We start from the raw sequence: 20,382 nt of genomic DNA, 5'->3' as shown, positions 1-20,382 counted from the left end.
GTACGGAGTCAGCCAACGAGGTGTGCACGGCGGTTGTCCAGTGCGCCCGCGATGGTGAGCCGCTGCACCTCCGACGTTCCCTCGTACACCCGCAGCGACCTGATCTGGCGGTACAGCCGCTCGGTGACGCTGTCCTTGACCAGTCCGGCCGCTCCCATGACCTGGACGGCCGCGTCGACGGTCTCCTGGGCGGTCTCGGTGGCGTACAGCTTGGCGATGCTGGAGTGCTTGGCGAAGTTACGGCTGCCCCGGTCGGCCTCCCAGGCGGCGCGGGCCACCAGCAGGGATCCGGCGTTGAGCCGTACCTCCATGTCGGCCAGCGACGCCTTGACCAGCTGCAGATCGAGCAGCCTGCCGCCGTAGGCGGGCCGGTCGCGGGCCCGGGCCAGGGCGGTGTCGGCGGCTCTGCGGGCGAAGCCCAGCGCGGCGGCGCCGACGGTCATCCGGAACCGTTCGAGCAGGTCCATGGCGATGACGAAGCCGCCGCCCGGCCGGCCGAGGACACTGTCCGCGGGCACCCGGCAGTTCTCGAACGCGAGATGGGCGAAGGCCCTCGGGGCGATGGCGTCGACGCTCTCGGCGACCTTCAGCCCCGGGGTGTCCGCCGGGACGAGGAAGGCGGTCAGACCGAGGGGTCCCGCGCCCTCCCCGGTCCGCGCGACGACGGTGCAGAGGTCGGCGATCGGGCCGTTGGCGATCCATGCCTTGCCGCCGTCGAGCACATACCCGCCGTCGCTGTCGCGGTGGGCGGCCAGGGTGAGGGCGCCGACGTCGGAGCCGGCCCCCTCCTCCGAGATCGCGAAGGCGCCGATCAGGGTGCCGTCGGCCATGCCGGGCAGGTACCGGTGCCGCTGCTCCTCGCTGCCGTGCCGCAGCAGCGGGGTGGCGGCGAGCGCCTGGATGGAGAAGGCGAAGTCGGCCAGGTCCTCGGTGTGGGCGAGGGTCTCGCGCATCAGGCACACGGCCCGCAGGTCGCCGGGGCGGCCGTCGGCACGCGGCGCGGTGGGATCGAGGAAGCCGAGCCAGCCGTCGGCACCGAGTTCACGGGTCAGCCGTACGCCGGTCCTGTCGGGGGTGTCGCGCAGGGCTTCGGCCGTCCAGCGTGCGCCGCGCTCGGCGCACCAGGCGTCGAGGTCCTGGGCGAGGCGGCGGTGGTCGTCGTCGTAGAACGGCAACTGCAGGACATCGGGGTCGAGATGGTGGAGTGTCATGGCAGCCGCCTCAGATGACCAGGTCGGCGGTGGCCGGCCGGGGGGTGCGGATCCGTTGGACGAGATCGTGCTCGACGAAGTGGGCGAAGGACGCGTACCCGCGCCAGATACGGCGCCACTCCCGTTGCACGGCCTCGGGGCCGGCGTCACGGTGTACGCCGTCGAGGTGGCCGATGATGATGTCCGCGGACTGGCGGGCGTGTCCCGCCGAGAGGTTGTCGATCGACAGGTGCGCCTCCTCGTAGGAGATGTCGAAGTGGTGGCGGCGCAGCTTCTGGATCTCGTGCAGGCGCATCCGGCCGAGCCCGAACATCTCGATGCCGAGGTTGTAGCCGAGGATCTCGTTGTAGAGCGAGTCGGGGAACAGGGCCAGGCTGATCTGGTGGAGGGAGAACCCGTAGAGGTGGTCGGGGAGTTCGTCCTGGTCCAGGAAGGCGGCCTGGCGGATGTGCGGCAGGTGGACGTCCATGCTGGCCAGCACCTGGTGGATGATCGTGATGTGGTTCTTGGCGAGGTCGCCGCGGCCCATCTCGTCGGCGTAGATGGAGAAGAGCATGGTGTCGCCCTCGCGGTGGCGGCGGCCCAGGTTGCCGATCCGGTAGGCCCAGGTGCCGTCGATCAGGCTGCCGAGCGCGAAGGTCTTCTGGCCGAAGACGACCTCGTCGCGGTCCGGGATCTCCTTCAGCGGCTCGTAGGGGTCGACGAGCTTGTCCCAGTAGATGCGGTCGACCCGCTCCAGCAGCGCCTCGGGGGTGTACTCGAACCAGGAGGCGTCCGTGTGCAGACCTTCCGCTCCGTGCACGAACAGCTCCTCCGCCAGGGCGAGTCCGGCCTCGGCGCGCTCGCGGGCGTACGGCAGCAGGTGCGGGAAGTGCTCGATGTTGACGAGGCGGTGGAAGAACTCCCGGTCGTCCAGGGCCGTCGGCGTGGCCGCGACGGTGACGATGTCCGGTGGCGCGGAGCCGGCGAGCGCGGCACTCCATACGGCGGCCTGCGCGTCGCCCGCGGTGCAGGGCGTGAGGTCCGGGTCGGGCGGGTCACCGGCCGCGACGGAGGCGGCCCAGGCGGTGAGGACGGCGGCCTCCCGCTCGTCGAAGATGCCGAACATCGGCCCCCCGAACTTGATGGACTGCAGGAAGCGGCAGCTGCCGTCGGCGGTGGGGCGCAGCTGGGGTGAGGCGCGGAACTCCCGCATGAACGAGGGGAGATCGAGTTCTCCGGGCGGCCCGGCGAACCAGTCGGTGAGCCGCTGCCGGCCGATCCGGACGCCGCGGTGCTGGCGTCCGGCGAAGGGGGCGTGCCGGGCCACGATGGCGGCGACCCTGGCGTCCGGGGAGAGCCCGTCGTGCCAGGTGGCGAACTCGGTGAGGGCGGTGACGTGTTCGCGCTCCAGGCGCAGGACGAGCGTCACGGCGGCGAGCAGCCTGCGGCGGTCCTCCGCTCCGGTCGGCGAGCTGCGGGTGAACTCCAGGTACTCGGCGAGGGTCTCGCCCGGCTCGGCCTCCGGCAGGGCGGGCTGCGTGCCGGTGAGGAGGTCGTCGACGCCGAGCGCGAGCATCGCGCAGTGCACCCCGACGACCTCGGGGAGGAAGGCGGCGGGCAGCCGGGACAGCGCCAGGTGGAAGCAGGCGTGCCACTGGGTGAGCGGGCGGGCCTCGGCCCGGTGGAGGAAGTCGGCGGTCTCGATCTCGGGCAGGTACACCCCGAGGTCCTCCAGCCGGCGCCGGCGCAGCCGCGGTAGCCCGCGCTCGGGGTGCCCGGCGCCCAGCAGGCGGAAGTGCTGTCCGAACAGCCGGTTGACGACCACGGAGGGCTGGGTCGCGGGCTGTGACACGGTGTCCAGCCAGCAGCCGGCCAGCAGGGCGAGCGGGGCCCGCTGCCGTACGACGGCTTCGTAGGTCTCGGGGGTGGTGTTCCGTAACCGGGCGATGGGCGCGGCGAGTTCGTCCCGTGCACGGGCCACGGTCGCGGTGATGTGGGTGATGTCGGCGGCCGGGTCGCCGGCGCCGGGCGCGGCGGTTGCCGGCGACGGCCCGCTCGGCCCGCTCGGCTCGCTCGGCTCGCTCGGCTCGGGCAGGAACGCGGACAGGACATGGCGGGCCAGCAGGAGCGTGGTGGGCGACTCCTGGTCGCGGAGAAGGCGGTGGAAGATCTCGGCGGGGGCCGCCGTGCGCAGGGCCGCCGCCTCGGCGATCGACTCGGGGTCGCCGGTGAAGGGCAGCCGCGGCAGGGATGTCGTCAGGTCGGGGAGCGGGAATCCGGCGGGGGCGGTCATCGCGGTTGCCTTTCGTCGTCGCCGGGTTCGTCCTCGGCACCCGGCTTGCGCAGGAGTACGGCCGCACGGGCCCCGGGCACGCTGGAGGCCAGCAGATGGTGGCCCCCGGCCCGCAGTCGTCCGGCGGTCTGCAGATCGGCGAGGTTGATCAGCGGGTCGGCGGCGAAGCAGTGGCCGATCCGGGTGATGTTGTCGGTGAACAGCTGCTGCGGGGCGAAGCCCGCCTGGCGTTCCTTGAGCACCACGACGGGGGTGTAGAGGTTCGGGTGGACCACGAGGTCGAGGTCGCCGGTCTTCATGCCCAGCGGCGTGAGGATCCGGTCGTTGACCTCGCGGGCCAGGTCCGGGCTGATCTCGTGGGACCAGTCCAGCGTGCCGGGCCGCTGGAGATGGGCGCAGGCGACGATCTCATGGGCATCGCCCAGGGGGCCGGCCGCGGCCGTGCCGACCAGACAGGCGGCCGCGCCGTCGCTGAACAGGGCGAAGTTCTCCATCCGCGCGCCCTCGTCGGTGATCCGGTCGGTCGTGACGACCAGGACTCTGCGGTGCTGGCCGGCCGCCACGAGGGCGTGGGCGATCCCCACTCCCACCAGAAGGTTCGTACAGCGGTTCAGGGTGATACCGGTGCAGGTGGCGGCCGTCAGGCCGATGCCCGTGAGGATGTCGTCGGTGAAGGCGCCGTGGGTACGCGGTCCGCCCGGAAAGCGGGTGGAGCACAGGATCAGCGCGTCGACGTCCGCCGGGGCGACACCTGCGGCGGTCAGACAGGCGCGGCCGGCCTCGGTGGCCAGGTCCTGAAGGGTCCGTTCCGTCCGCCGGACGTTGCCCCAGCCCCAGAGCTCCGCGTTGGGCACCATGGCCAGTGCGCGGGCCCGTTCCGCCAGGCCCTTGATCCTCGAGTGGTGCAGCTCCGTCTCGCCCAGGACGTAGGCGGCGCCGCCGAGCAGGACACGGGAGGACGCCGTCATACCTGGTCTCCCGCCGGATCGTCCGCCCGCAGGAGGGAGTTGGCCCGGGCGTACGGTACGGCGTCGGCCACGTAGGCGAACGTGCCGTGCTCGACCACCTCCCCGGCGGCGCGCAGGAACGCGCCCAGAGCGGCCCGGGAAAGGGAGGAGCCCAGGCTGATCCGCCGTACGCCGAGCGCCTGCAACGCGGCCACGGACGACTGACCGGGGCCGCCGGCGAGGACGTTCACCGGCCGGGAGACGGCGTCGACCACCGCCCGGACGGCGTCGGCGTCCGGCAGGGCGGGGGCGAAGAGCACATCGGCGCCCGCGGCCTCGTAGGCCTGGAGCCGGCGGATGGTGTCGGCGAGGTCGTGGCGGCCGACGAAGTGGTTCTCGGCGCGGGCGGTGAGCGTGAAGGGGAAGTCCAGGGACTTCGCCGCCTCGACCGCCGCGGCCACCCGCTCGACCGCGGCCTCGAAGGGAAGGATCGGGTCGTCGGGGCGGCCGGTGGAGTCCTCGATCGAGCCGCCGACCAGGCCGGTCGCGGCGGCGAGCCGGATGGTGGCGGCGACGTCGTCGGGGGTGGAGCCGAAGCCGTTCTCCAGGTCGGCGGAGACCGGCAGCGTGGTCGCCTCGACGATCGCCCTGGCGTTGGCCACGGTCTCGTCGCGGCCCACCGAGCCGGTTCCGTCGCTGCGGCCCAGCGTGTGGGCGAGGCCCGCGCTGGTGGTGGCCAGGGCGGCGAAGCCGAGGCCGGTCAGCAGGCGTGCCGTCCCCGCGTCCCACGGGTTCGGAACGACGAAGGCTTCCTGCCGCTCGTGCAGCGCCCGGAACAGGGCGCCTCTGCTGTACTGGTCGGTGGGGTGCGTCGCGGTGTCCAGCTTGGCCTCCGAAGACACGGGGACCGCCCTTCTGTTCTCGTAGTCGCACGGTGTCGGCCGGGGCCGGGCCGACGGCGGGCTCAGATGACCTCCACGTGGTCCCACCGCTCGCCGTCCGCGTCCTCGGTCCCTGATGCCACGGATCGCAGAACGGTCGTCACAGCGGTGGGGTCGGGGTCGAAGTGGAAGTGGCCGCCGTCGACCCAGTGCAGCTCCGGCGGCCGGACGGACTCCCGTGCCCAGGGCCGCAGCGCGGCGGCGTCGACGTGGGGGTCGTCCCGCCCGTTGACCAGCGTCACCGGGATGTCCAGCGGCGGGGCGGGGAGGTAGCGGTACCCCGCCACCATGCGGAAGTCGGCCCGCAGGGCCGGGAGGAGCAGCTGGGCGAGCTCCTCGTCGGCGACCACTTCGGGGGGCAGCCCGCCGAAGAACCCGACGGCCTCCGTGAACGTCTTCCCTTCCAGCCGGGCCGTCTCCACGACCCGGCGCGTCGGCAGCAGGGACGGTGCCGAACAACCGGAGGCGATCAGATGACGCAGGTGCGGGTGGCCGCGCAGCAGCCGAGCCGTCTCGAAGGCCACCACCGCGCCCAGGCTGTGCCCGAAGAGCAGGAACGGCCCGTCGGCGACGGCCCGTACGGCTTCGGCGGCGCCGGCGGCCAGCTCCGCCACCGAGGCGGCCCGCGGCTCTCGGTGCCGTTGCTCCCGGCCCGGCGGGCAGAACGCGGTCACCTCGATGTCCTCACCGAGTGAGCTCTGCCAGCGGAGGAAGGCCCGGGGGCTGCCGCCGGCGTGCGGGAAGCAGAAGACGCGGGTGCGGGGGCGGGCGTCCGGCCCGGAGGCCGCGAACGTCAGGAACGGCTGAGAGGGGGGCAAGGGGTGTCTCCGATCTTCACCTGCGCGAAGCAGCCCGGTGGCGGCCGGACCCGGACTTGCTGGTGTTCCAGCCGACGTCGTCGGCACGCGGATCGTCGGGTGACAGGGGCGGCTCCCCCACGAGCGATGGGGAGGGGATCCAGATTTTCAGCGAAGCCAACGAAGAGAAAAAACTGCTTTCGATGGTGCTCTGCACGGTCTTTGCGCCTTCTTTCCATAACCGGATCGGGTGATGTTCGCCTGACGGAGGAGGAGTTGGCGATCTCTTCTGCGAATCCACTTTCTTCTACGTCATCGACGGAGGAAAGGTTCTAGGGTGGTTCGGGTATCAGCAATGCGGAAACCGGTGGTATGACTTTCATGGCAAACATCAAAAAAGACGACAAATCGGACATTCGTGAGAGTGTTTTGCCCGTAACGCCGAGGCGTTCGACGGAACCGCAGACGCACACATCATCTGAACTGCGCGATATCGGCGAGAAGCTGGCTGAATTATCGCGCCGCACACTCGACCAGGCCGCCCTTCTGGCCACCTGGGGTGCCCCTTCGGGCAACGGTGAAATGCCCTCGTCGGTCTCCCATCTACGGGACGTCCGGGAGATCAATGAGGCCATCGGAGCCGCCATCGAAGAAGCGGACGACGAGATCCTCACAGCTCAGCCGGATGGTCCCCGGCCGGGACCGGTGCTGGAGAACGCCCTGGAATCGGTGCGCGACCAGATCTCCAGCGGGATACGCATGCGGACGCTCTACCAGCACACGGCACGCTTCGACGAGGCGACCAAGGACTACGTCCGCAGAATTTCCGAGCACGGTGCCGAGGTCCGGACCCTGGAGGAGTTCTTCGACCGGCTGATCATTATCGACAGGAAGACGGCATTCATATCCGAGAACGACGAGCGCACTGCCGCGGTCGCCATCCAGGAACCCGCCGTGGTGAGGTTTCTGTGTGATGTTTTCGAACGTGCCTGGGTTCGCGCCGAACCCTTTCCGTTCATTCCGGCGGCTGCCACCGAGGCGGCCCGGGAAGTGATCCCCGCCATTCGGGAGTCGATCCGGCGGATGCTCATCGAGGGACATTCGGACCGGCACATCGCCCGGCGGCTGGGCATCAGCGAGCGATCACTCCAGGCGCATGTGGCCTCCATGAAGAAACAACTGGAGGCACACAACCGACTGCATCTCGGATATCTGCTGGGCCGCAATGAGACCGTATACGTTCTCTAGCCGCCCGGAAGCGGATGCGTGAACTCGTCCGGGAGGTACCACCGACGGGGTGGTACCTCCCGGACGGGTGAGGTCACCGAGCGGGGCGGCAGCATCTCGTCCCGGCCCGCTCCGACCGGCGGAAGTTCAGTCCGAGCCGGCCGAGGAGGCCTCAGCCGCCCGCCCCTTCATCGACCCGCCGTCGACGGTGCGGGACGCCGGGGCGGAAGCGGGCGCGGAGGAAACGGAAGCGGAAGCGGAGGCGGGCGTGGGCGCGGAAGCGGGACCTCCCAGCCGCGAGACCGCGACCCCGCCCAGACACAGCGCGCCGCCCGCCACGGCCAGCCATGCGGGGACCTCCCCGAGGAAGATCCAGGACATCACGACCACCAGGGCCGGCACGGCGTAGGTGGTCGCGCCCAGCTTGCCCGCAGTGGTACGGGCCAGGGCATAGGCCCAGGTGGTGAAAGCGAGGGCGGTCGGAAACGCCCCGAGGTAGACGATGTTCCAGCTCGCCGACAAGGGCGCCCGGGAAACCTGGGACACCAACTGGCCCGCGAAAGGCAGACAGGCGATCGTGCCGGTGAAACACGCGAACGCCGTGACCTGCAAAGCCGACGCATGACGCAGAGCGGGTTTCTGGCCGACGACACCCACGGCGTAGCAGAGCGCCGCGAGCAGGCACAACAGAACTCCGCCGAGGGACGCGTGTCCTCCGCTCGAAGTGGAAATCCCGACGACGATCGCGCCGGCGAACGAGACCACCATTCCCATGACCAGCATGCGGGGAAATCCCTCCCGCAGCAGCCATCCCCCGAGCAGTGCGATCACCAGCGGTCCCACATTCACGATCATCGCGGCGGTACCGGCGTCGACCTTCTGCTCGCCCCAGTTCAACAACACCATGTACGCGCCGAACCAGAACACGCCGGATATGAGAATGCCCCGCCATGCCTCGCGTGGCGGGAAACCGATGCCTTTGACCAGGAGTAACACACCCATGATGGCGGACCCTGTCAGAAGTCGCCCGAGGGCCAGTGCGCCGGGGCTGAAGTAATCGGCCACACCTCGGATGGAAACGAAGGCAGAGGCCCAGAGGGCCACGGTTATCGAAGCCGCCACCAGGGCACGTCGGTCGATCCGTGTGCCGCCAGCTGTCGAGTGATTCATATCGGCAACGTAGACCAGGGTTCCCGCCCTGCCCCGGGGGTCCATCATGTTTCGGCCACCGGAAAATTGCCGGATCTGCGACTTTCCAGGGCCCGCCGTCCAGAAGTGCGGTGCTCGCGTTGTACACATCGTGGCGAGCCCGCGCCCACCGTGCGAGGCGGCGCGCCGGAGGGTTCCTCACCGTGCGCCGGAGCAGGAGCCCGGTACAACCCGCACGGCATTCACTCAAGCGAACGCTGATTGTCTGCCCTCTGGCCGTCCGATGGGGCGGGGGCTCGCGGGACGCGTAGCTGGAAGCATGCTCCAAGGGTCCGGGGGGCGAGGGTGAGGGTGCCTCGGTGGCGGTGGGCCAGATCGCGGGCGATGGCGAGGCCCAGGCCGGTGCCGCCGTGGTCGCGGGAGCGGGCGTCGTCGAGTCGGACGAAGCGTTCGAAGATGCGCTCGGCGTCCTCGGTGGGCACACCCGGTCCGTCGTCGTGCACCGTGAGCACGACCCAGGCGTCCTCGTTTCGGACGGTGATCTGGATGCGGTGTGCGGCGTGGCGGGCGGCGTTGTCGATGAGGTTGCGCAGCAGCCGTTCGTATGCGTCGGGGGTTCCGTGTACGGGTGCGGGGGCGGGGCTGTCGCAGCTGAGGGTCAACGGTCTTTCGGTGACGGGGTGTTGCTCGGTGAGCCGGGAGGCGAGAGCTGCGAGGTCGACGGTTTCGGGGCCGGCCGTGGGGGTGCGGGTGTCGAGGCGGGCGAGGAGCAGCAGGTCTTCGGCGAGGGCCTGGAGGCGGCGGGTCTGTCGTGCGGCGGTGGTGGCCGCGGCGGGCCAGTCGGTGCGTTCCGGGTAGGCGAGCGCGACTTCCAGGCTGGCCAGCAGTGTGGTGAGGGGGCTGCGCAGTTCGTGGGCGGCGTCCGCGACGAAGCGGCGCTGCTGGGCGGCGGCGTTGTCGAGGCGCTGGAGGGTGGCGTTGATGGTCGTGGCCAGGGCGGCGATCTCGTGTCCCGTGGCGGGGACGGTGACGCGTTCGCGGGGGTCGCTCGCGGTGACCGAGGCGGTGAGGACGCGGATGGCCTCGACGGGCCGCAGCGCGATGCGAACGGCGAAGTAGGTGACTGCGGCGATCAGTACGAGGCTGACGAGCCCGGCCCACAGCATCAGGCGGTCGATGGTCTCGGTGATGGCGTCGGCCGTGTGCGGGAGCACCACCACGTAGACCCGCAGGCGGGCGTCGGTGGCGACGCCGAGAGCGGCGGCTTTGTCCTTGCCCAGCCGATCGGCCTGGAATTCAGATGTGATGACCCGATTGACGCCGCCGGCCACAGAGAATTTGTCACTGGGGTCATAGTGGGGGTTCGCAGGTAGACGGACGGTAGTGATGGGTGCGGCCGTCAAGGCTTTCGGCGGGGCGGGCATCACGTGATGAGTGCCGGGAGCGAAGTCGTCCATGCCTCCGCCGTAGGCGACAGCGGGGCGTCGGCCGGTCGCGACGACCTCGTACGGCACAGTGCTTATGGAGTCGGGAATGACGCCCTGCTCCAACTTCGCGCAGAGAGACCAGAGTTGTTCCTTGGCTTGATCTTCCGCGATCTGCGTGCTCTGGCGGTGGACATCGTGGTGTACCCACCAGCCGATGCCGACCAGGATGACGGCGGCAGCCGAGGCGGCGGCCAGCCCCGCGACGGCTCGTACCGAACGCGGCCACCAACGGCGTCGCGGCTCAGTCGCGTTCACGGTCGTCCACCAGTCGGTAGCCGGTACCCCGTACGGTCTGCAGGGACTGCCGGTCGAACGCGGCGTCCACCTTCTTGCGCAGTGCGCTGACGCGCGCCTCCACCAGGTTGGGGTCCAGGGCTTCGTCGGGCCACGCGTGATAGAGCAGATCCGATTTGGGGACCGCCTGGCCCGCCCGGCGGGCCAGCAGCTCCAGCACGGCGAACTCCCGGGGCGTGAGGTCCACCCGCGTCCCGGCCCGGCGGCAGACCCGGCCGGCCACGTCCAACGAGAGGTCACCCACGGCGAGGACGGGCGGGGCGACCGTCGCGGCTCGTCTGACCAGCGCCCGCAGCCGTGCGACCAGGACCATGTAGGAGAAGGGTTTGGCCAGGTAGTCGTCGGCCCCCGTGTCGAGGGCCTCCGCCTGGTCCCAGTCCCCGTCCTTGGCGGTGAGCACCAGGATGGGGGTCGCGTTGCCCTCCCGCCGCAGCTGGGCGCAGACCTTGTAGCCGTTGAGTCCGGGCAGCATCAAGTCCAGTACGACCAGGGCGTACTCACCGGTCCGGGCCATCCACAGCCCCTGTCGGCCGTCATGGGCGAGGTCGACGCTGTAGCCCTCGGCGGACAGGCCGGTGTGCAGGGTGCGGGCAAGGTCCACCTCGTCTTCGACCACCAGGATGCGCATGCGGTGCAGCCTCGCACAGCGCCGGTCCGCCTTCCTGATCGTCCGGTCAGGTTGGATCAGCAACCGGTCAACGAGGTCCAAGCACGCTGGCGGAGTGTTTCCGCCACTGCTGAAAGGCCCTGCCGCAGATGTCCGTCGATGAACATGCCCTTGTCCTGGCCAGGACGGTGTCCCCTCCCGTACCCGGCCGCCGCCCCTCACCGGGCCCGGCCGAAGCGGTCGTCGTCATCGCGCCCTCGTCGCTGACCGTCGCTCTGGGGCTCTGGGGCATCCGCAGGGAGAACACCCTGTGGGGCGACGAGTCCGTCACCTATCAGCTCGCGCACCGCGATCTTTCGCAGATATGGCTCACGACCACCGGGCATATCGATCTGGTCCATGCCCTCTACTACGCCGTGATGCATGAGATCTTCGGTCTCTTCGGCGGAGGGCTGCTGACGTTGCGGCTGCCGTCCGTGCTGGCGATGTCCGTGGCGGCGAGCGGAGTCGGGCTGCTGGCGCTGCGCCTGGCGGGACCCCGTGCCGGGCTGCTGGCCGGCCTGGTGTTCGCGCTCCTTCCCCAGGTGCAGAAGTACGCGCAGGAAGGCCGCTCGTACGCCATGGTCTGTGCCCTGGTCACCTGGGCCACCTATGCGCTCGTGGTCGCCGTCCCGCATCGCGCCCGGTGGCGGTGGGTGGTCTATGGCTCCACCGTGCTGCTGGCCTGTCTGCTCCATGAGTTCGCGGTCCTCGCCCTGGTCGCACACGGCGTCACCCTGGTCGTCTCCCGTGTTCCGGGACCGGCGCTGAGAGCGTGGGGTGTGACTGCCGCGGGCGTGGTGGCCGGGCTGCTGCCGCTGGCGATCCGCAGTGCGGGGCAGTCGGGGCAGGTGTCCTGGATCGGCGGACCGGTGCGGTTCCGATATCTCCTGGTGGTGGCGGTCGTGGGGGTGATGTGTGCCCGAGCGCCCCTGGGGGTGCGGGGGCCGGTGCGGCTCTCGGCGCTGGCTGTGCCGATGCTGGTGCTGCCGGGCCTTCTGCTGCTGATGGCCTCGGTGGTCAAGCCCCTGTTCGTCGACCGGTATGTGCTCTACAGCAACATCGGAATCGCCTTGCTGCTGGGTGCCTGGATGGACTACTTCCACCGGCGGCGGAGGTTTTCTTCCCGTACGACGTGGATCGCGGCGGTTGCCGTACTGACCGCGCTCGTCCAGCCGAGCCTTTCACTGAGGACGCCCCAGAGCCGGAGCAATGACGTCACCGCCATCGGCGCCGCCGTACGCGAGGAAGGCCGTCCGGGCGACGGACTGCTCTATCTCGCCGGCCAGCACCGGATCCTGACCGCGGCCAACCCCGAGGACACCCGTTCCCTGACGGATCTCGCCCTGGCACAGGACCCCGTGTCGTCGAACACCCTTGCAGGTGTCGAGCTTCCCGCCCGGGACATAGCGGCACGCATGCTGGACTTCGACCGGATCGTCGTGGTCCGCGCGGCGGGTGCGCACCCGCTGTCCGACCCGCAGGAGGAAGCGAAGACGAGCACCCTGCGGCGCTACTTCCGTGAGTACGGAACAAGGCACGTCAACGGGGCCCGAGTCACCGTCTACGTCCGGGACCGTCACGCTGCCCGACCCGGCAGCCGCGGACGGTGACGTGCCCTGCCCGAAGCCACCCAGCGCCGGCGATCGAAGTCGTCAGCCCTTGGGTGAGCCTTCGCGTGCCGGGCGGCCGGGGAACGGGCGGGGGCTGACCACCTGTTTCATGACGATGGTCGAGTTGAGGCCGCGTACGCCGGGGAGGCGGACGAGGACGGTCTCGTACAGGCGCTGGTACGACGGCAGGTCGGCGCTGACGACCCGGATCAGGTAGTCCGGTTCGCCGAACAGCCGCTGTGCCTCGATGACTTCGGGGACCCCGGCGAGAGCGGCGTCGAACTCCTCCACCGCGTCGGGCCGGCTGAGCGTGGCGAAGAGCAGGACCTCGAAGCCGTATCCCAGGCTCGAGCCGTCGACGAGGGCGCGGTAGCCGCGGATGACGCCCTCCGCCTCCAGTTCCCGGACCCGCCGCTGACACCGGGACACGCTGAGCCGGACCCGGTCGGCCAGCTCCGTGAGGGTGATGCGCCCCTCGGTCTGCAGGGTGGCAAGAATTTCGCGGTCCACGGCGTCCATGGCTGAAATCTATGCCCCATCAGCCCCCTTGCGGGCAAAGTTCGCGAACATTTTGCCCCCTTTCGCGGCTAGCCTCCCGGCATGGCCAACGACACGCCCCTTCCCACCGCACCCCACTCGCCCTTCGACGAACTCGTCGACCGCAGGCACTCGAACTCCATGAAGTGGTCCTGCGCCGAGGGCTTCCTGGCTCCCGACGAGGCCGCGGCCGAACCGCTCCCGATGTGGGTCGCCGACACCGACTTCAAGGCGCCCCGGGCCGTGCTCGACGCCCTCCACGAAGCCGTGAACCACGGTGTCTTCGGATATCCCGGGGGCGCGACCGACAGCTGTCTCGACGCCGTGACCGGTTGGCAGGCCCGCCGGTTCGGCTGGGAGATACCGCGAGAGTGGGTGCTGCAGACCGCCGGAATCATCACCTCGCTCAAGACGGCGGTGCAGGCGTTCTCCGCGCCGGGCGACTCGGTCCTCATCCAGCCGCCGGTGTACGCGCACTTCCACGACGACGTCCTGCTCAACGGCCGCCACCTCGCCCTCGCCCCCCTGCAGCGCACGGAGGACGGCTACCGGTTCGACGCCCGGACCTTCGAGGCCGCCATCCGCCCGGACACCAAGCTGTTCATCCTGAGCAACCCCCACAACCCGACCGGCAACGTCTGGTCCGAGGACGAGCTGAGGACCATGGGCGAGATCTGCGCCCGGCACGGTGTCCTCGTCGTCTCCGACGAGATCCACCAGGACCTCGTCATCGACCCGGGCAAGAAGCACGTCCCGTTCGCCTCCCTCGGGGAGGCGTTCGCGCAGAACAGCATCACGTGCACGGCCCCGAGCAAGACGTTCAACCTGCCGGGGCTGCAGACCGCGCATCTCTTCGTCCCCGATCCCCGGCTGCGCGCGGAACTGTCCCGCCAGTACGAGCGCAATCTGTTCCCTCTGGTCAATGTCCTGGGGATGGTCGCGGCCGAGGCCGCCTACACCCACGGTGAGCCATGGCTCGAAGAGCAACTCGCCTACCTGCGGGGCAATCACAGGCACTTCGCGGAGGCCGTCAACCGTGCCACGTCGAAGGTGCGGGTGCTGCCGGCCGACTCCCTCTACCTGGCGTGGCTGGACTGCCGGGGCCTCGGGATGGACGCGGAGTCCCTGGACAAGTTCATGCTGACCAAGGCACGTCTGTGGCTGGACAAGGGCCAGAAGTTCGGGATCGAGGGCCACGGCTACATGCGCGTGAACCTGGGCTGCCCGCGCTCGACGGTCGACGAGGCGGTCCGGCGGCTGATCACGGCCGTCGAGGGTCTGTGAACCGCGTGCTGGTGGTCTGTGCTGCGCCGCACCTCAGTGTTCGGCCCGCCGCCACGGGGCGTCCGGACGGGTGGGGTACGCGTCGGCGGCGAGCCGCAGCGCGTACACCGCCCGGTCGGTGCCCGGGACAGGCCCCAGGTAGGTGTGCCCGGTCATATGGCACCAGGCGGGCAGGTCGAGCGGTGCGGCCGGGTCGTTGGCGACGACGTGGACGAGGGTGCCTGGTGCGGCCCCGTCGATGGCCCGGCGCAGGCGCAGCAGAAGGGTGACACAGAGCAGGCCGGTGCCGTCCACGGTGAGATCGGCATCGGCGGACGGGGCGGGCCGGCTCACCGGCGGCTCGCGCTGACGGCGACGATCACCGCGGTGCCGGAAACGAGGCCGAGGTTCCAGCCCAGGCCGAGCAGGGCGAGCGCCAGGTCGAGCAAGGAGACGGAGTCCGCGGGCACCGCGGCGGCGGTGATGCCGGCGGCCGGGAGGGTGAGTCCGGGGGCGGCGGTGCCGTGGCCGTGGTCATGCATGTGTACGGGCGTCATCGTCATCATGGCGGTCATGACGAGCTGCGTGAGGATCACCGTCGGCGCGCCCGGCATCAGGCCCGGACCACGGGTGCGCGCCGCTGTCGCGACGGTGGCCTCCGGCGGCTGCTGGAGGTCGAGGGTGCGGGCGAGCAGCAGCTACGGCGAGGGCGGCCGGCGCGTAGGCGGCGCCGGCGAGGAGGAACGGCCCGGCCAGGGTGGGGCTGCCGAAACGGTCGGCGAGGGTGCCGGTGGGCGCGGCCAGGTGGGGGCCGATCACGCCGCCGAGGGTCGTGGCGGCCAGGACGGTGGAGACGGCGCGGGCTCGGTGGACAGGGGCCGCGAGGTCGGCGCCGACGACGGGGGTGCCCCCGCGCGAGCCGTCCGGACGTGCGGGAGGGCCTGGAGGCTGGTGGCCGTTCCGGCGCCGTGGACGCACAGGGCGGCGAAGAGCAGTAAGGGGGTTGTCGGCGACTGCGGCGGCGATGACGCCCGCGCTGCCGACGGTTCGGCCGAAGGTGGTACTCGTCACGAGGACTCCACTTTCCGATGAGGCGCGGCCGAGGCCGACAGGAGACGGCATCGCCCGACGATGCCGGAACCGCGGCGGCGCCTGGCTGGGGGTGAGGGGCCGGAAGCCGGCCGCCGGCCGTGGTGCGTCGGCGGCCGGCCACTGCCCGTCGACGACGGGCCGGCCGTCGAAGCGACGGACGTGTGCGCAGTCCGGGTCCGGCGGCAGTGCGTGCCCGAGAGCGTTGCCGATCCGGCCGGCGGCGATCATGCCCATGCGGGCTCGGCCGCGGTCAGGTCACGGATCATGAAGCGGACAGAACGGCATACGCTGCTCGCTCGGCGGCCGCGAGAGCGCCCTCGATGTGCCCGGCATACTGGTCGGCCGTCTCGGTCGTGGCCCAGTGCAGCCTGCCGTCCAGGGCGGGCCGCTGGTAGAGGGGGTGTCCGAACAGGGAGTGGTCGGCGAGGCGAAGCACGGCGGGCGGCGCGGTCCACCGCTCGCTGCTCCAGTCCTGCACATGGAGCGACTCGGGTTCCGCGGCGGCGGCGCCGAAGAGCTGCGTGAGCTGCGCGGTCACCGCCTGCTCGAAACCGGGGCCGACGGCCTGGGCCGGGGCGAAGCCGAACAGTGCGGCGGGCCGCCCGTCGGGCCCCGACATGTCGTGCAGCTCCTGCAACGGGCCGGTTCTGCTGAACGCCGCCCCGGCGAGCCCCTCGCGACGCCAGAAGGCGGTGGAGTAGCGGGCGACGACCTTGGCAACGGCGCCCATCCATACCGGAGTTGCCCGAGCGAGGCGGACCAAGGCCGGGGGCGGTTCCGGATCGAACGCGATGTGTGAGAGGGCGAGCGCGGGCGGTACGGCGAGCACGACGTGCTCGGCATGCAGCACCACGGTCGGCGTACGGACGTCGAGCCCTCCGGTGGCGCGGCGGTGGATCGCGGTGACCGGGGTGCCGAGCCGCAGGACGTCCGCCGGCAGCTCGGCCGCGAGAGCGCACGCGAGGCTGTCGGCTCCTCGCGCGAAGCGACGGGCGGGGGCGTCGATCGGATGGCCCGCCAGCCGGCGTACCCCGGTGGAGTCCTGAAGCATCGTGTCCCCCGCGAGATGCTGCTCGAAGGTGTCGACGCCGAGCCGCGCGGCGAGCTCCGCGACGCGTCGCTCACCGTCCCAGAACCAGGTGGCCCCCAGGTCGAGCGCGCCCGGCGGGGCCGCGGCGCTGAGCAGTCGCCCGCCGCAGCGGTCCCGCGCCTCCAGGCAGACGGTGTCACGCCCGGCAGCCGCCAGGGTGGCGGTCGCGGTCAGTCCGGCGATCCCGGCACCGATCACGACCACGTCATGGCCGTCCTGCTGGAGCATGTACGGCTCTCTTTCTCTGCTCTGCTGCGCGTGGCCTGTTCGGTGTCGGCGGGGCTTTCGCATACCGCGTGCACGACGTCGCCTGAACCGTAGGACGTCCCCGTGGATCTCAGTAGAGGATCATGGAGAATGAGGACATAAAAGGAAGTTATGACCTATCGCACGCCTGGCGAGAAAGGTGCGACACGATGACGAGCAGGGACACCGCCGTACTCGACGACCGGGTGGGCGAGTCGCTGCGCGGCCATCACGCGGGACTCGCCCGCCGTCCCGGTCGGGCCATGACCTACCTGCCGGACGTCGCAACCTTCTCGTCCTGGAAGGCCGACAGATGATCCGGCGCGGTGACCGCCCCGTACAGGCCCGAGCCGTGATCGGCGCCGACGTCGTCGAACTGGGTGCGGCCGACGTGCCCGACATGCTCGACCTCGTCACGCGGACTCAACCGGGACCGTTCTGGCCGCGCACTCACGAACTCGGCACCTACCTCGGCATCCGCGACAGCGGCAGGCTGGTGGCCATGGCGGGTGAACGGCTGCGACCTCAGGGGTGGACCGAGATCAGCGCCGTCTGCACAGCACCCGAGGCGCGCGGGCAAGGCCACGCTCTCCTCAAGGCGGTCTGACCCGAAGCATGCCGGACATCGACCTCACGGCTTCTCTCACGGCTCCCCAGTCACACAGAATCCAACGAGAAACGACAGAACCATTGACCTGACACCATCTCAGCTCTACTTTTTGACCGGCTCGTCGACCTCTGTCCGATATACCGGACAGGGAGGGTGATGACCGCGAGGGCGTGTCCATCAGGGTCATCAGGGTGGTGTCCGCCCGGAGCCTCGCACGGCCAGTGTTCTTCCCCCTCCTTCCCCCAGGAGAGCCGCATGCCACGCACCGCTGTACGAAAATGGGCCAGACGCGTTGCCACCCAGGCACTGGCCGCCGCTCTCGCGGTCACGGGCCTGGCGAGCCTCGACCGGCAGGAGCCTTCGGTGCCCCTGTCCTCCGAACCAACTGCCGTGAGCACGAACCAGATCGGTGTCACACCGCCGCCGATGGGCTGGGCGTCCTGGAACAGCTTCTTCAGCAGCATCGATGCCAGCGTCATCAAGCAGCAGGCCGACGCCCTGGTGTCGTCAGGCATGGCGGACGCCGGGTACAAGTACGTCAATCTCGACGACGGCTGGTGGCAGGGCGACCGGGACGCGGACGGCACCATCGTCGTCGACGAGGCCCTGTGGCCGGGCGGCATGCAAGCGATCGCCGACTACATCCACAGCAAAGGGCTGAAGGCCGGCATCTACACCGACGCGGGCAAGCAGGGCTGTGGTTACTACTATCCGACCACCCGCCCGGCGGCGCCGAACACCGGTATGGAGGGGCACTACCAGCAGGACCTGGAGACCTTCCAGCGCTGGGGCTTCGACTACGTCAAGATCGACTGGTGCGGCGGGCAGGCGGAGGGCCTGGACCAGGAGACGCAGTACAAGCAGATCGCCGCCGCCAACGAGGCCGCGACCGCCGTCACCGGCCGCGACCTGGTGCTGTCCTTCTGCGAATGGGGCACCGGATCACCGTGGAACTGGGCCACGGGCTACGGCGACCTGTGGCGCACGAGCCACGACGTGCTCCTGTACCAGGAGACGCCGGGCCTGACGAAGATGTACCGCAACTTCGACGAGGCCCTGCAACCCGCTGCCCAGCACACCGGCTACTCCAACGACCCCGACATGCTCATGGTCGGCCTCAACGGCATGACCGCCGCCCGCAACCGACTCCACATGAGCCTCTGGTCCATCGCCGGCGCCCCCCTGCTGGCCGGCAACAACATCGCCGCCATGACCACCGAGACCCGCGACATCCTCACCAACCCCGAGGTCCTCGCCATCGACCAGGACCCACGCGGCCTGCAAGGCGTCAAGGTCGCCGAGGACACCCGCAATCTGCAGGTGTACGGCAAAGTCCTCGCCGGCACCGGCAAGCGCGCGGTGATGCTGTTCAACCGCACCGGCTCCGCCGCGAACATCACCGTCCGCTGGGCCGACCTCGGCCTGACCGCGGCCACCGCGACCGTACGCAACGCCTGGACCCGCACCGACGCCGGATCCTTCGCCACCGGTTACACCACGTCCGTACCGGCGAACGACGCGGTGCTGCTCACCGTCTCCGGCACCGAGGCCTCCGGCACGACCTACGAGGACACCACCACCGCCACCACGCCGGCCTTCGGCAGCGTCACCGCATCCGCAGCGGGCACGAAGCTGGTGGACATCACCTACGCCAACGGCGGCACCACCGCCCGCAAGGCCACCATCCAGGTGAACAACCAGTTCAAGTACGTCGTGGCCTTCCCGCCGACCGGCTCGGCCACCACCTACCGCACCGTCTCCGTGCTCGCCCATCTGGCCAAGGGCGTGAACAGCGTGAAGTTCGCCGCGGTCTCCGACGGCACCGCGCCCGACATCGACGCCCTCCGCGTCCAGGGAGTCCCCGGCACCGACGGGGCGGCCCTCGTCGGCTCCGCCTCGGGCCGCTGCGTGGACATCGAGAAGAACACCTACGTCAATGCCACCCAGGCACAGATCTGGGACTGCTCAGGTGGCCGCAACCAGACGCTCCAGCAGACCTCACGCGGGGAACTGATGGTCTACGGCACCAAGTGCCTGGACGCCGACAACAACGGCACCACCAACGGCACCAAGGTCATCATCTGGGACTGCACGGACGCCACCAACCAGAAGTGGACCGTGCACGCGGACGGCACCCTCACCAACAACCTGTCCGGTCTGTGCCTGGACGCCTCGGGCGCGGCGACCGCCAACGGAACCAAACTGATCCTGTGGACCTGCAACGGCCAGAGCAACCAGCAGTGGACCCTCACCTGAGACCCGTCCCACGAAGCTGGAAGAACGACCGGCGAGGGTCCGGCCGCACCCTCGCCGGTCGGCTGTACGCCCCTTGGACATCAGCTCGTCAGTAGGTCAGTGCCCCGGCGTCGCGGCCCGCGCGGTGGCGGCGCCAGGCCACGGCCAGGAGGGCGATCAGGCCACCGACGGGCGGCAGGGTGGACGCGGTCCAGGGACCGTGATGTTCTTCAGCGTGCCCGTGCCCGTCCCCTGGGAGCCCTGGATGGTGAAGGTGAAGTTCCACTTGCCGGCGGTGGACAGCGACTGGACGTCCAGACCCCACACCGACAACTTGCGCGGGTGACGGGCCAGCTGACCGCCCATGCCTCCTCCGCCGCCGCCCGGACCACCGCCCGGGCCACCGGACTGGTCGGCCGGCGAGGCTCATGGAAAGGGTGCCGGACCTGCCCTTGATGCCTCCGTCGGGGGCGAAGGTGAAGTCGAGGAACGCGTGGCGCGCAGCGGCCACTTCGCGGCGCGGTGAACGTACCGCCGAAGACCCGGACCGGCGCACCGCCCACGGCCCGGTCGGCGGAGCGTCCGGCGCGCTGCGCGAAGGTGGAGCGCAGCACCATCGTGAGGCTGGCGATACCGGCGAGCGCGCGTCCGGAGCCGCTCAGGAGGGCCGCCCACCTCACCCGCTCCGTCGCGGGCGGCGCCCCCTGGATCCTGCTCGAACA

The 20,382-nt window shown here is 70.4% G+C and carries 18 protein-coding genes and 2 pseudogenes; 6 read left to right on the top strand and 14 right to left on the bottom strand.

Annotation, left to right across the window (positions count from 1 at the left end; translation table 11 throughout):
- Positions 1-8: 8 nt before the first annotated feature.
- The 6 genes from ABZ490_RS48125 to ABZ490_RS48100 all read right to left on the bottom strand — a co-directional run bounded on the left by ABZ490_RS48125 (position 9) and on the right by ABZ490_RS48100 (position 6,388).
- On the bottom strand, positions 9-1,211 hold the full coding sequence (locus ABZ490_RS48125) for an acyl-CoA dehydrogenase family protein (RefSeq protein ID WP_359005928.1): 1,203 nt from the start codon (positions 1,209-1,211) through the stop codon (positions 9-11).
- Positions 1,212-1,221: 10 nt separating this feature from the next.
- Complete coding sequence (locus ABZ490_RS48120) at positions 1,222-3,486, bottom strand: iron-containing redox enzyme family protein (RefSeq protein ID WP_359005925.1); 2,265 nt, start codon at positions 3,484-3,486, stop codon at positions 1,222-1,224.
- The gene (locus tag ABZ490_RS48115) at positions 3,483-4,454 is read right to left on the bottom strand and encodes a 3-oxoacyl-ACP synthase (protein WP_359005922.1); all 972 of its coding nucleotides are present in this window, start codon (positions 4,452-4,454) and stop codon (positions 3,483-3,485) included. The genes ABZ490_RS48120 and ABZ490_RS48115 overlap by 4 nt, the downstream gene beginning before the upstream one ends.
- On the bottom strand, positions 4,451-5,335 hold the full coding sequence (locus ABZ490_RS48110; RefSeq protein ID WP_359005919.1) for an isocitrate lyase/phosphoenolpyruvate mutase family protein: 885 nt from the start codon (positions 5,333-5,335) through the stop codon (positions 4,451-4,453). The genes ABZ490_RS48115 and ABZ490_RS48110 overlap by 4 nt, the downstream gene beginning before the upstream one ends.
- 62 nt (positions 5,336-5,397) lie before the next feature.
- A complete protein-coding gene (locus tag ABZ490_RS48105) occupies positions 5,398-6,192 on the bottom strand; it encodes an alpha/beta fold hydrolase (protein WP_359005916.1) in 795 nt (264 codons plus the stop codon).
- Positions 6,193-6,208: 16 nt separating this feature from the next.
- Entirely contained in the window at positions 6,209-6,388 is a 180-nt protein-coding gene (locus ABZ490_RS48100; RefSeq protein ID WP_359005914.1) for a hypothetical protein, read from the bottom strand.
- A gap of 164 nt (positions 6,389-6,552) precedes the next feature.
- Between ABZ490_RS48100 and ABZ490_RS48095 the strand changes: the two genes are divergently transcribed.
- Positions 6,553-7,419, top strand: a complete 867-nt coding sequence (locus ABZ490_RS48095; RefSeq protein WP_359005911.1) for a LuxR C-terminal-related transcriptional regulator — start codon at positions 6,553-6,555, stop codon at positions 7,417-7,419.
- Positions 7,420-7,545: 126 nt separating this feature from the next.
- On the opposite strand, the gene ABZ490_RS48090 is transcribed toward ABZ490_RS48095, so the two are convergent.
- From ABZ490_RS48090 to ABZ490_RS48080, 3 genes are all read right to left on the bottom strand, one after another.
- Positions 7,546-8,568, bottom strand: a complete 1,023-nt coding sequence (locus tag ABZ490_RS48090) for a DMT family transporter (RefSeq protein ID WP_359005908.1) — start codon at positions 8,566-8,568, stop codon at positions 7,546-7,548.
- Between the two features lie 221 nt (positions 8,569-8,789).
- Positions 8,790-10,289 carry a HAMP domain-containing sensor histidine kinase gene (locus tag ABZ490_RS48085; protein WP_359005905.1) on the bottom strand — a complete coding sequence of 500 codons (1,500 nt, stop codon included), beginning with the start codon at positions 10,287-10,289 and terminating at the stop codon, positions 8,790-8,792.
- A complete protein-coding gene (locus ABZ490_RS48080; RefSeq protein WP_359005902.1) occupies positions 10,276-10,956 on the bottom strand; it encodes a response regulator transcription factor in 681 nt (226 codons plus the stop codon). The genes ABZ490_RS48085 and ABZ490_RS48080 overlap by 14 nt, the downstream gene beginning before the upstream one ends.
- 128 nt (positions 10,957-11,084) lie before the next feature.
- Between ABZ490_RS48080 and ABZ490_RS48075 the strand changes: the two genes are divergently transcribed.
- Complete coding sequence (locus ABZ490_RS48075) at positions 11,085-12,587, top strand: glycosyltransferase family 39 protein (protein ID WP_359005901.1); 1,503 nt, start codon at positions 11,085-11,087, stop codon at positions 12,585-12,587.
- Positions 12,588-12,629: 42 nt separating this feature from the next.
- Here the strand turns inward: ABZ490_RS48075 and ABZ490_RS48070 are convergent, their stop codons facing one another.
- Positions 12,630-13,106, bottom strand: a complete 477-nt coding sequence (locus ABZ490_RS48070) for an Lrp/AsnC family transcriptional regulator (RefSeq protein WP_359005898.1) — start codon at positions 13,104-13,106, stop codon at positions 12,630-12,632.
- Positions 13,107-13,187: 81 nt separating this feature from the next.
- On the opposite strand from ABZ490_RS48070, the gene ABZ490_RS48065 reads away from it, so the two are divergent.
- On the top strand, positions 13,188-14,408 hold the full coding sequence (locus tag ABZ490_RS48065; RefSeq protein ID WP_359005895.1) for a MalY/PatB family protein: 1,221 nt from the start codon (positions 13,188-13,190) through the stop codon (positions 14,406-14,408).
- 33 nt (positions 14,409-14,441) lie between these two features.
- On the opposite strand, the gene ABZ490_RS48060 is transcribed toward ABZ490_RS48065, so the two are convergent.
- From ABZ490_RS48060 to ABZ490_RS48050, 3 genes and pseudogenes are all read right to left on the bottom strand, one after another.
- Positions 14,442-14,741 (bottom strand): sulfurtransferase TusA family protein, encoded by a 300-nt coding sequence (locus ABZ490_RS48060; RefSeq protein ID WP_359005892.1) that lies wholly within the window; start codon positions 14,739-14,741, stop codon positions 14,442-14,444.
- A gap of 23 nt (positions 14,742-14,764) precedes the next feature.
- Positions 14,765-15,431, bottom strand: a pseudogene (locus tag ABZ490_RS48055) (MFS transporter); the annotation flags it as partial.
- 310 nt (positions 15,432-15,741) lie between these two features.
- Positions 15,742-16,797: an FAD-dependent oxidoreductase gene (locus ABZ490_RS48050; protein ID WP_359005889.1), complete on the bottom strand. Its 1,056-nt coding sequence runs from the start codon at positions 16,795-16,797 to the stop codon at positions 15,742-15,744.
- A 188-nt stretch (positions 16,798-16,985) separates the two neighbouring features.
- Between ABZ490_RS48050 and ABZ490_RS48045 the strand changes: the two are divergent.
- Positions 16,986-17,404, top strand: a pseudogene (locus tag ABZ490_RS48045) (GNAT family N-acetyltransferase); the annotation flags it as partial.
- Positions 17,405-17,680: 276 nt separating this feature from the next.
- Complete coding sequence (locus ABZ490_RS48040) at positions 17,681-19,681, top strand: ricin-type beta-trefoil lectin domain protein (RefSeq protein ID WP_359005886.1); 2,001 nt, start codon at positions 17,681-17,683, stop codon at positions 19,679-19,681.
- A gap of 156 nt (positions 19,682-19,837) precedes the next feature.
- Here the strand turns inward: ABZ490_RS48040 and ABZ490_RS48035 are convergent, their stop codons facing one another.
- On the bottom strand, positions 19,838-20,026 hold the full coding sequence (locus ABZ490_RS48035) for a hypothetical protein (protein WP_359005883.1): 189 nt from the start codon (positions 20,024-20,026) through the stop codon (positions 19,838-19,840).
- A gap of 156 nt (positions 20,027-20,182) precedes the next feature.
- On the opposite strand from ABZ490_RS48035, the gene ABZ490_RS48030 reads away from it, so the two are divergent.
- Positions 20,183-20,382 (top strand): hypothetical protein (locus tag ABZ490_RS48030; protein ID WP_359005880.1); only part of this gene is annotated, 200 nt, incomplete at its 3' end.

It is taken from the genome of Streptomyces sp. NPDC005811, assembly GCF_040630405.1.
Lineage (GTDB): Bacteria > Actinomycetota > Actinomycetes > Streptomycetales > Streptomycetaceae > Streptomyces.
Note: the sequence above shows the minus strand (reverse complement) of the source record. Positions and strands in the feature narration are given on the sequence as shown.

Coding starts and splice junctions, on each gene's coding strand:
- ABZ490_RS48125 (WP_359005928.1), bottom strand. CDS start 1,211: ATGACACTCCACCATCTCGACCCCGATGTCCTGCAGTTGCCGTTCTAC.
- ABZ490_RS48120 (WP_359005925.1), bottom strand. CDS start 3,486: ATGACCGCCCCCGCCGGATTCCCGCTCCCCGACCTGACGACATCCCTG.
- ABZ490_RS48115 (WP_359005922.1), bottom strand. CDS start 4,454: ATGACGGCGTCCTCCCGTGTCCTGCTCGGCGGCGCCGCCTACGTCCTG.
- ABZ490_RS48095 (WP_359005911.1), top strand. CDS start 6,553: ATGGCAAACATCAAAAAAGACGACAAATCGGACATTCGTGAGAGTGTT.
- ABZ490_RS48090 (WP_359005908.1), bottom strand. CDS start 8,568: ATGAATCACTCGACAGCTGGCGGCACACGGATCGACCGACGTGCCCTG.
- ABZ490_RS48080 (WP_359005902.1), bottom strand. CDS start 10,956: ATGCGCATCCTGGTGGTCGAAGACGAGGTGGACCTTGCCCGCACCCTG.
- ABZ490_RS48075 (WP_359005901.1), top strand. CDS start 11,085: ATGTCCGTCGATGAACATGCCCTTGTCCTGGCCAGGACGGTGTCCCCT.
- ABZ490_RS48070 (WP_359005898.1), bottom strand. CDS start 13,106: ATGGACGCCGTGGACCGCGAAATTCTTGCCACCCTGCAGACCGAGGGG.
- ABZ490_RS48065 (WP_359005895.1), top strand. CDS start 13,188: ATGGCCAACGACACGCCCCTTCCCACCGCACCCCACTCGCCCTTCGAC.
- ABZ490_RS48050 (WP_359005889.1), bottom strand. CDS start 16,797: ATGCTCCAGCAGGACGGCCATGACGTGGTCGTGATCGGTGCCGGGATC.
- ABZ490_RS48040 (WP_359005886.1), top strand. CDS start 17,681: ATGCCACGCACCGCTGTACGAAAATGGGCCAGACGCGTTGCCACCCAG.
- ABZ490_RS48035 (WP_359005883.1), bottom strand. CDS start 20,026: ATGGGCGGTCAGCTGGCCCGTCACCCGCGCAAGTTGTCGGTGTGGGGT.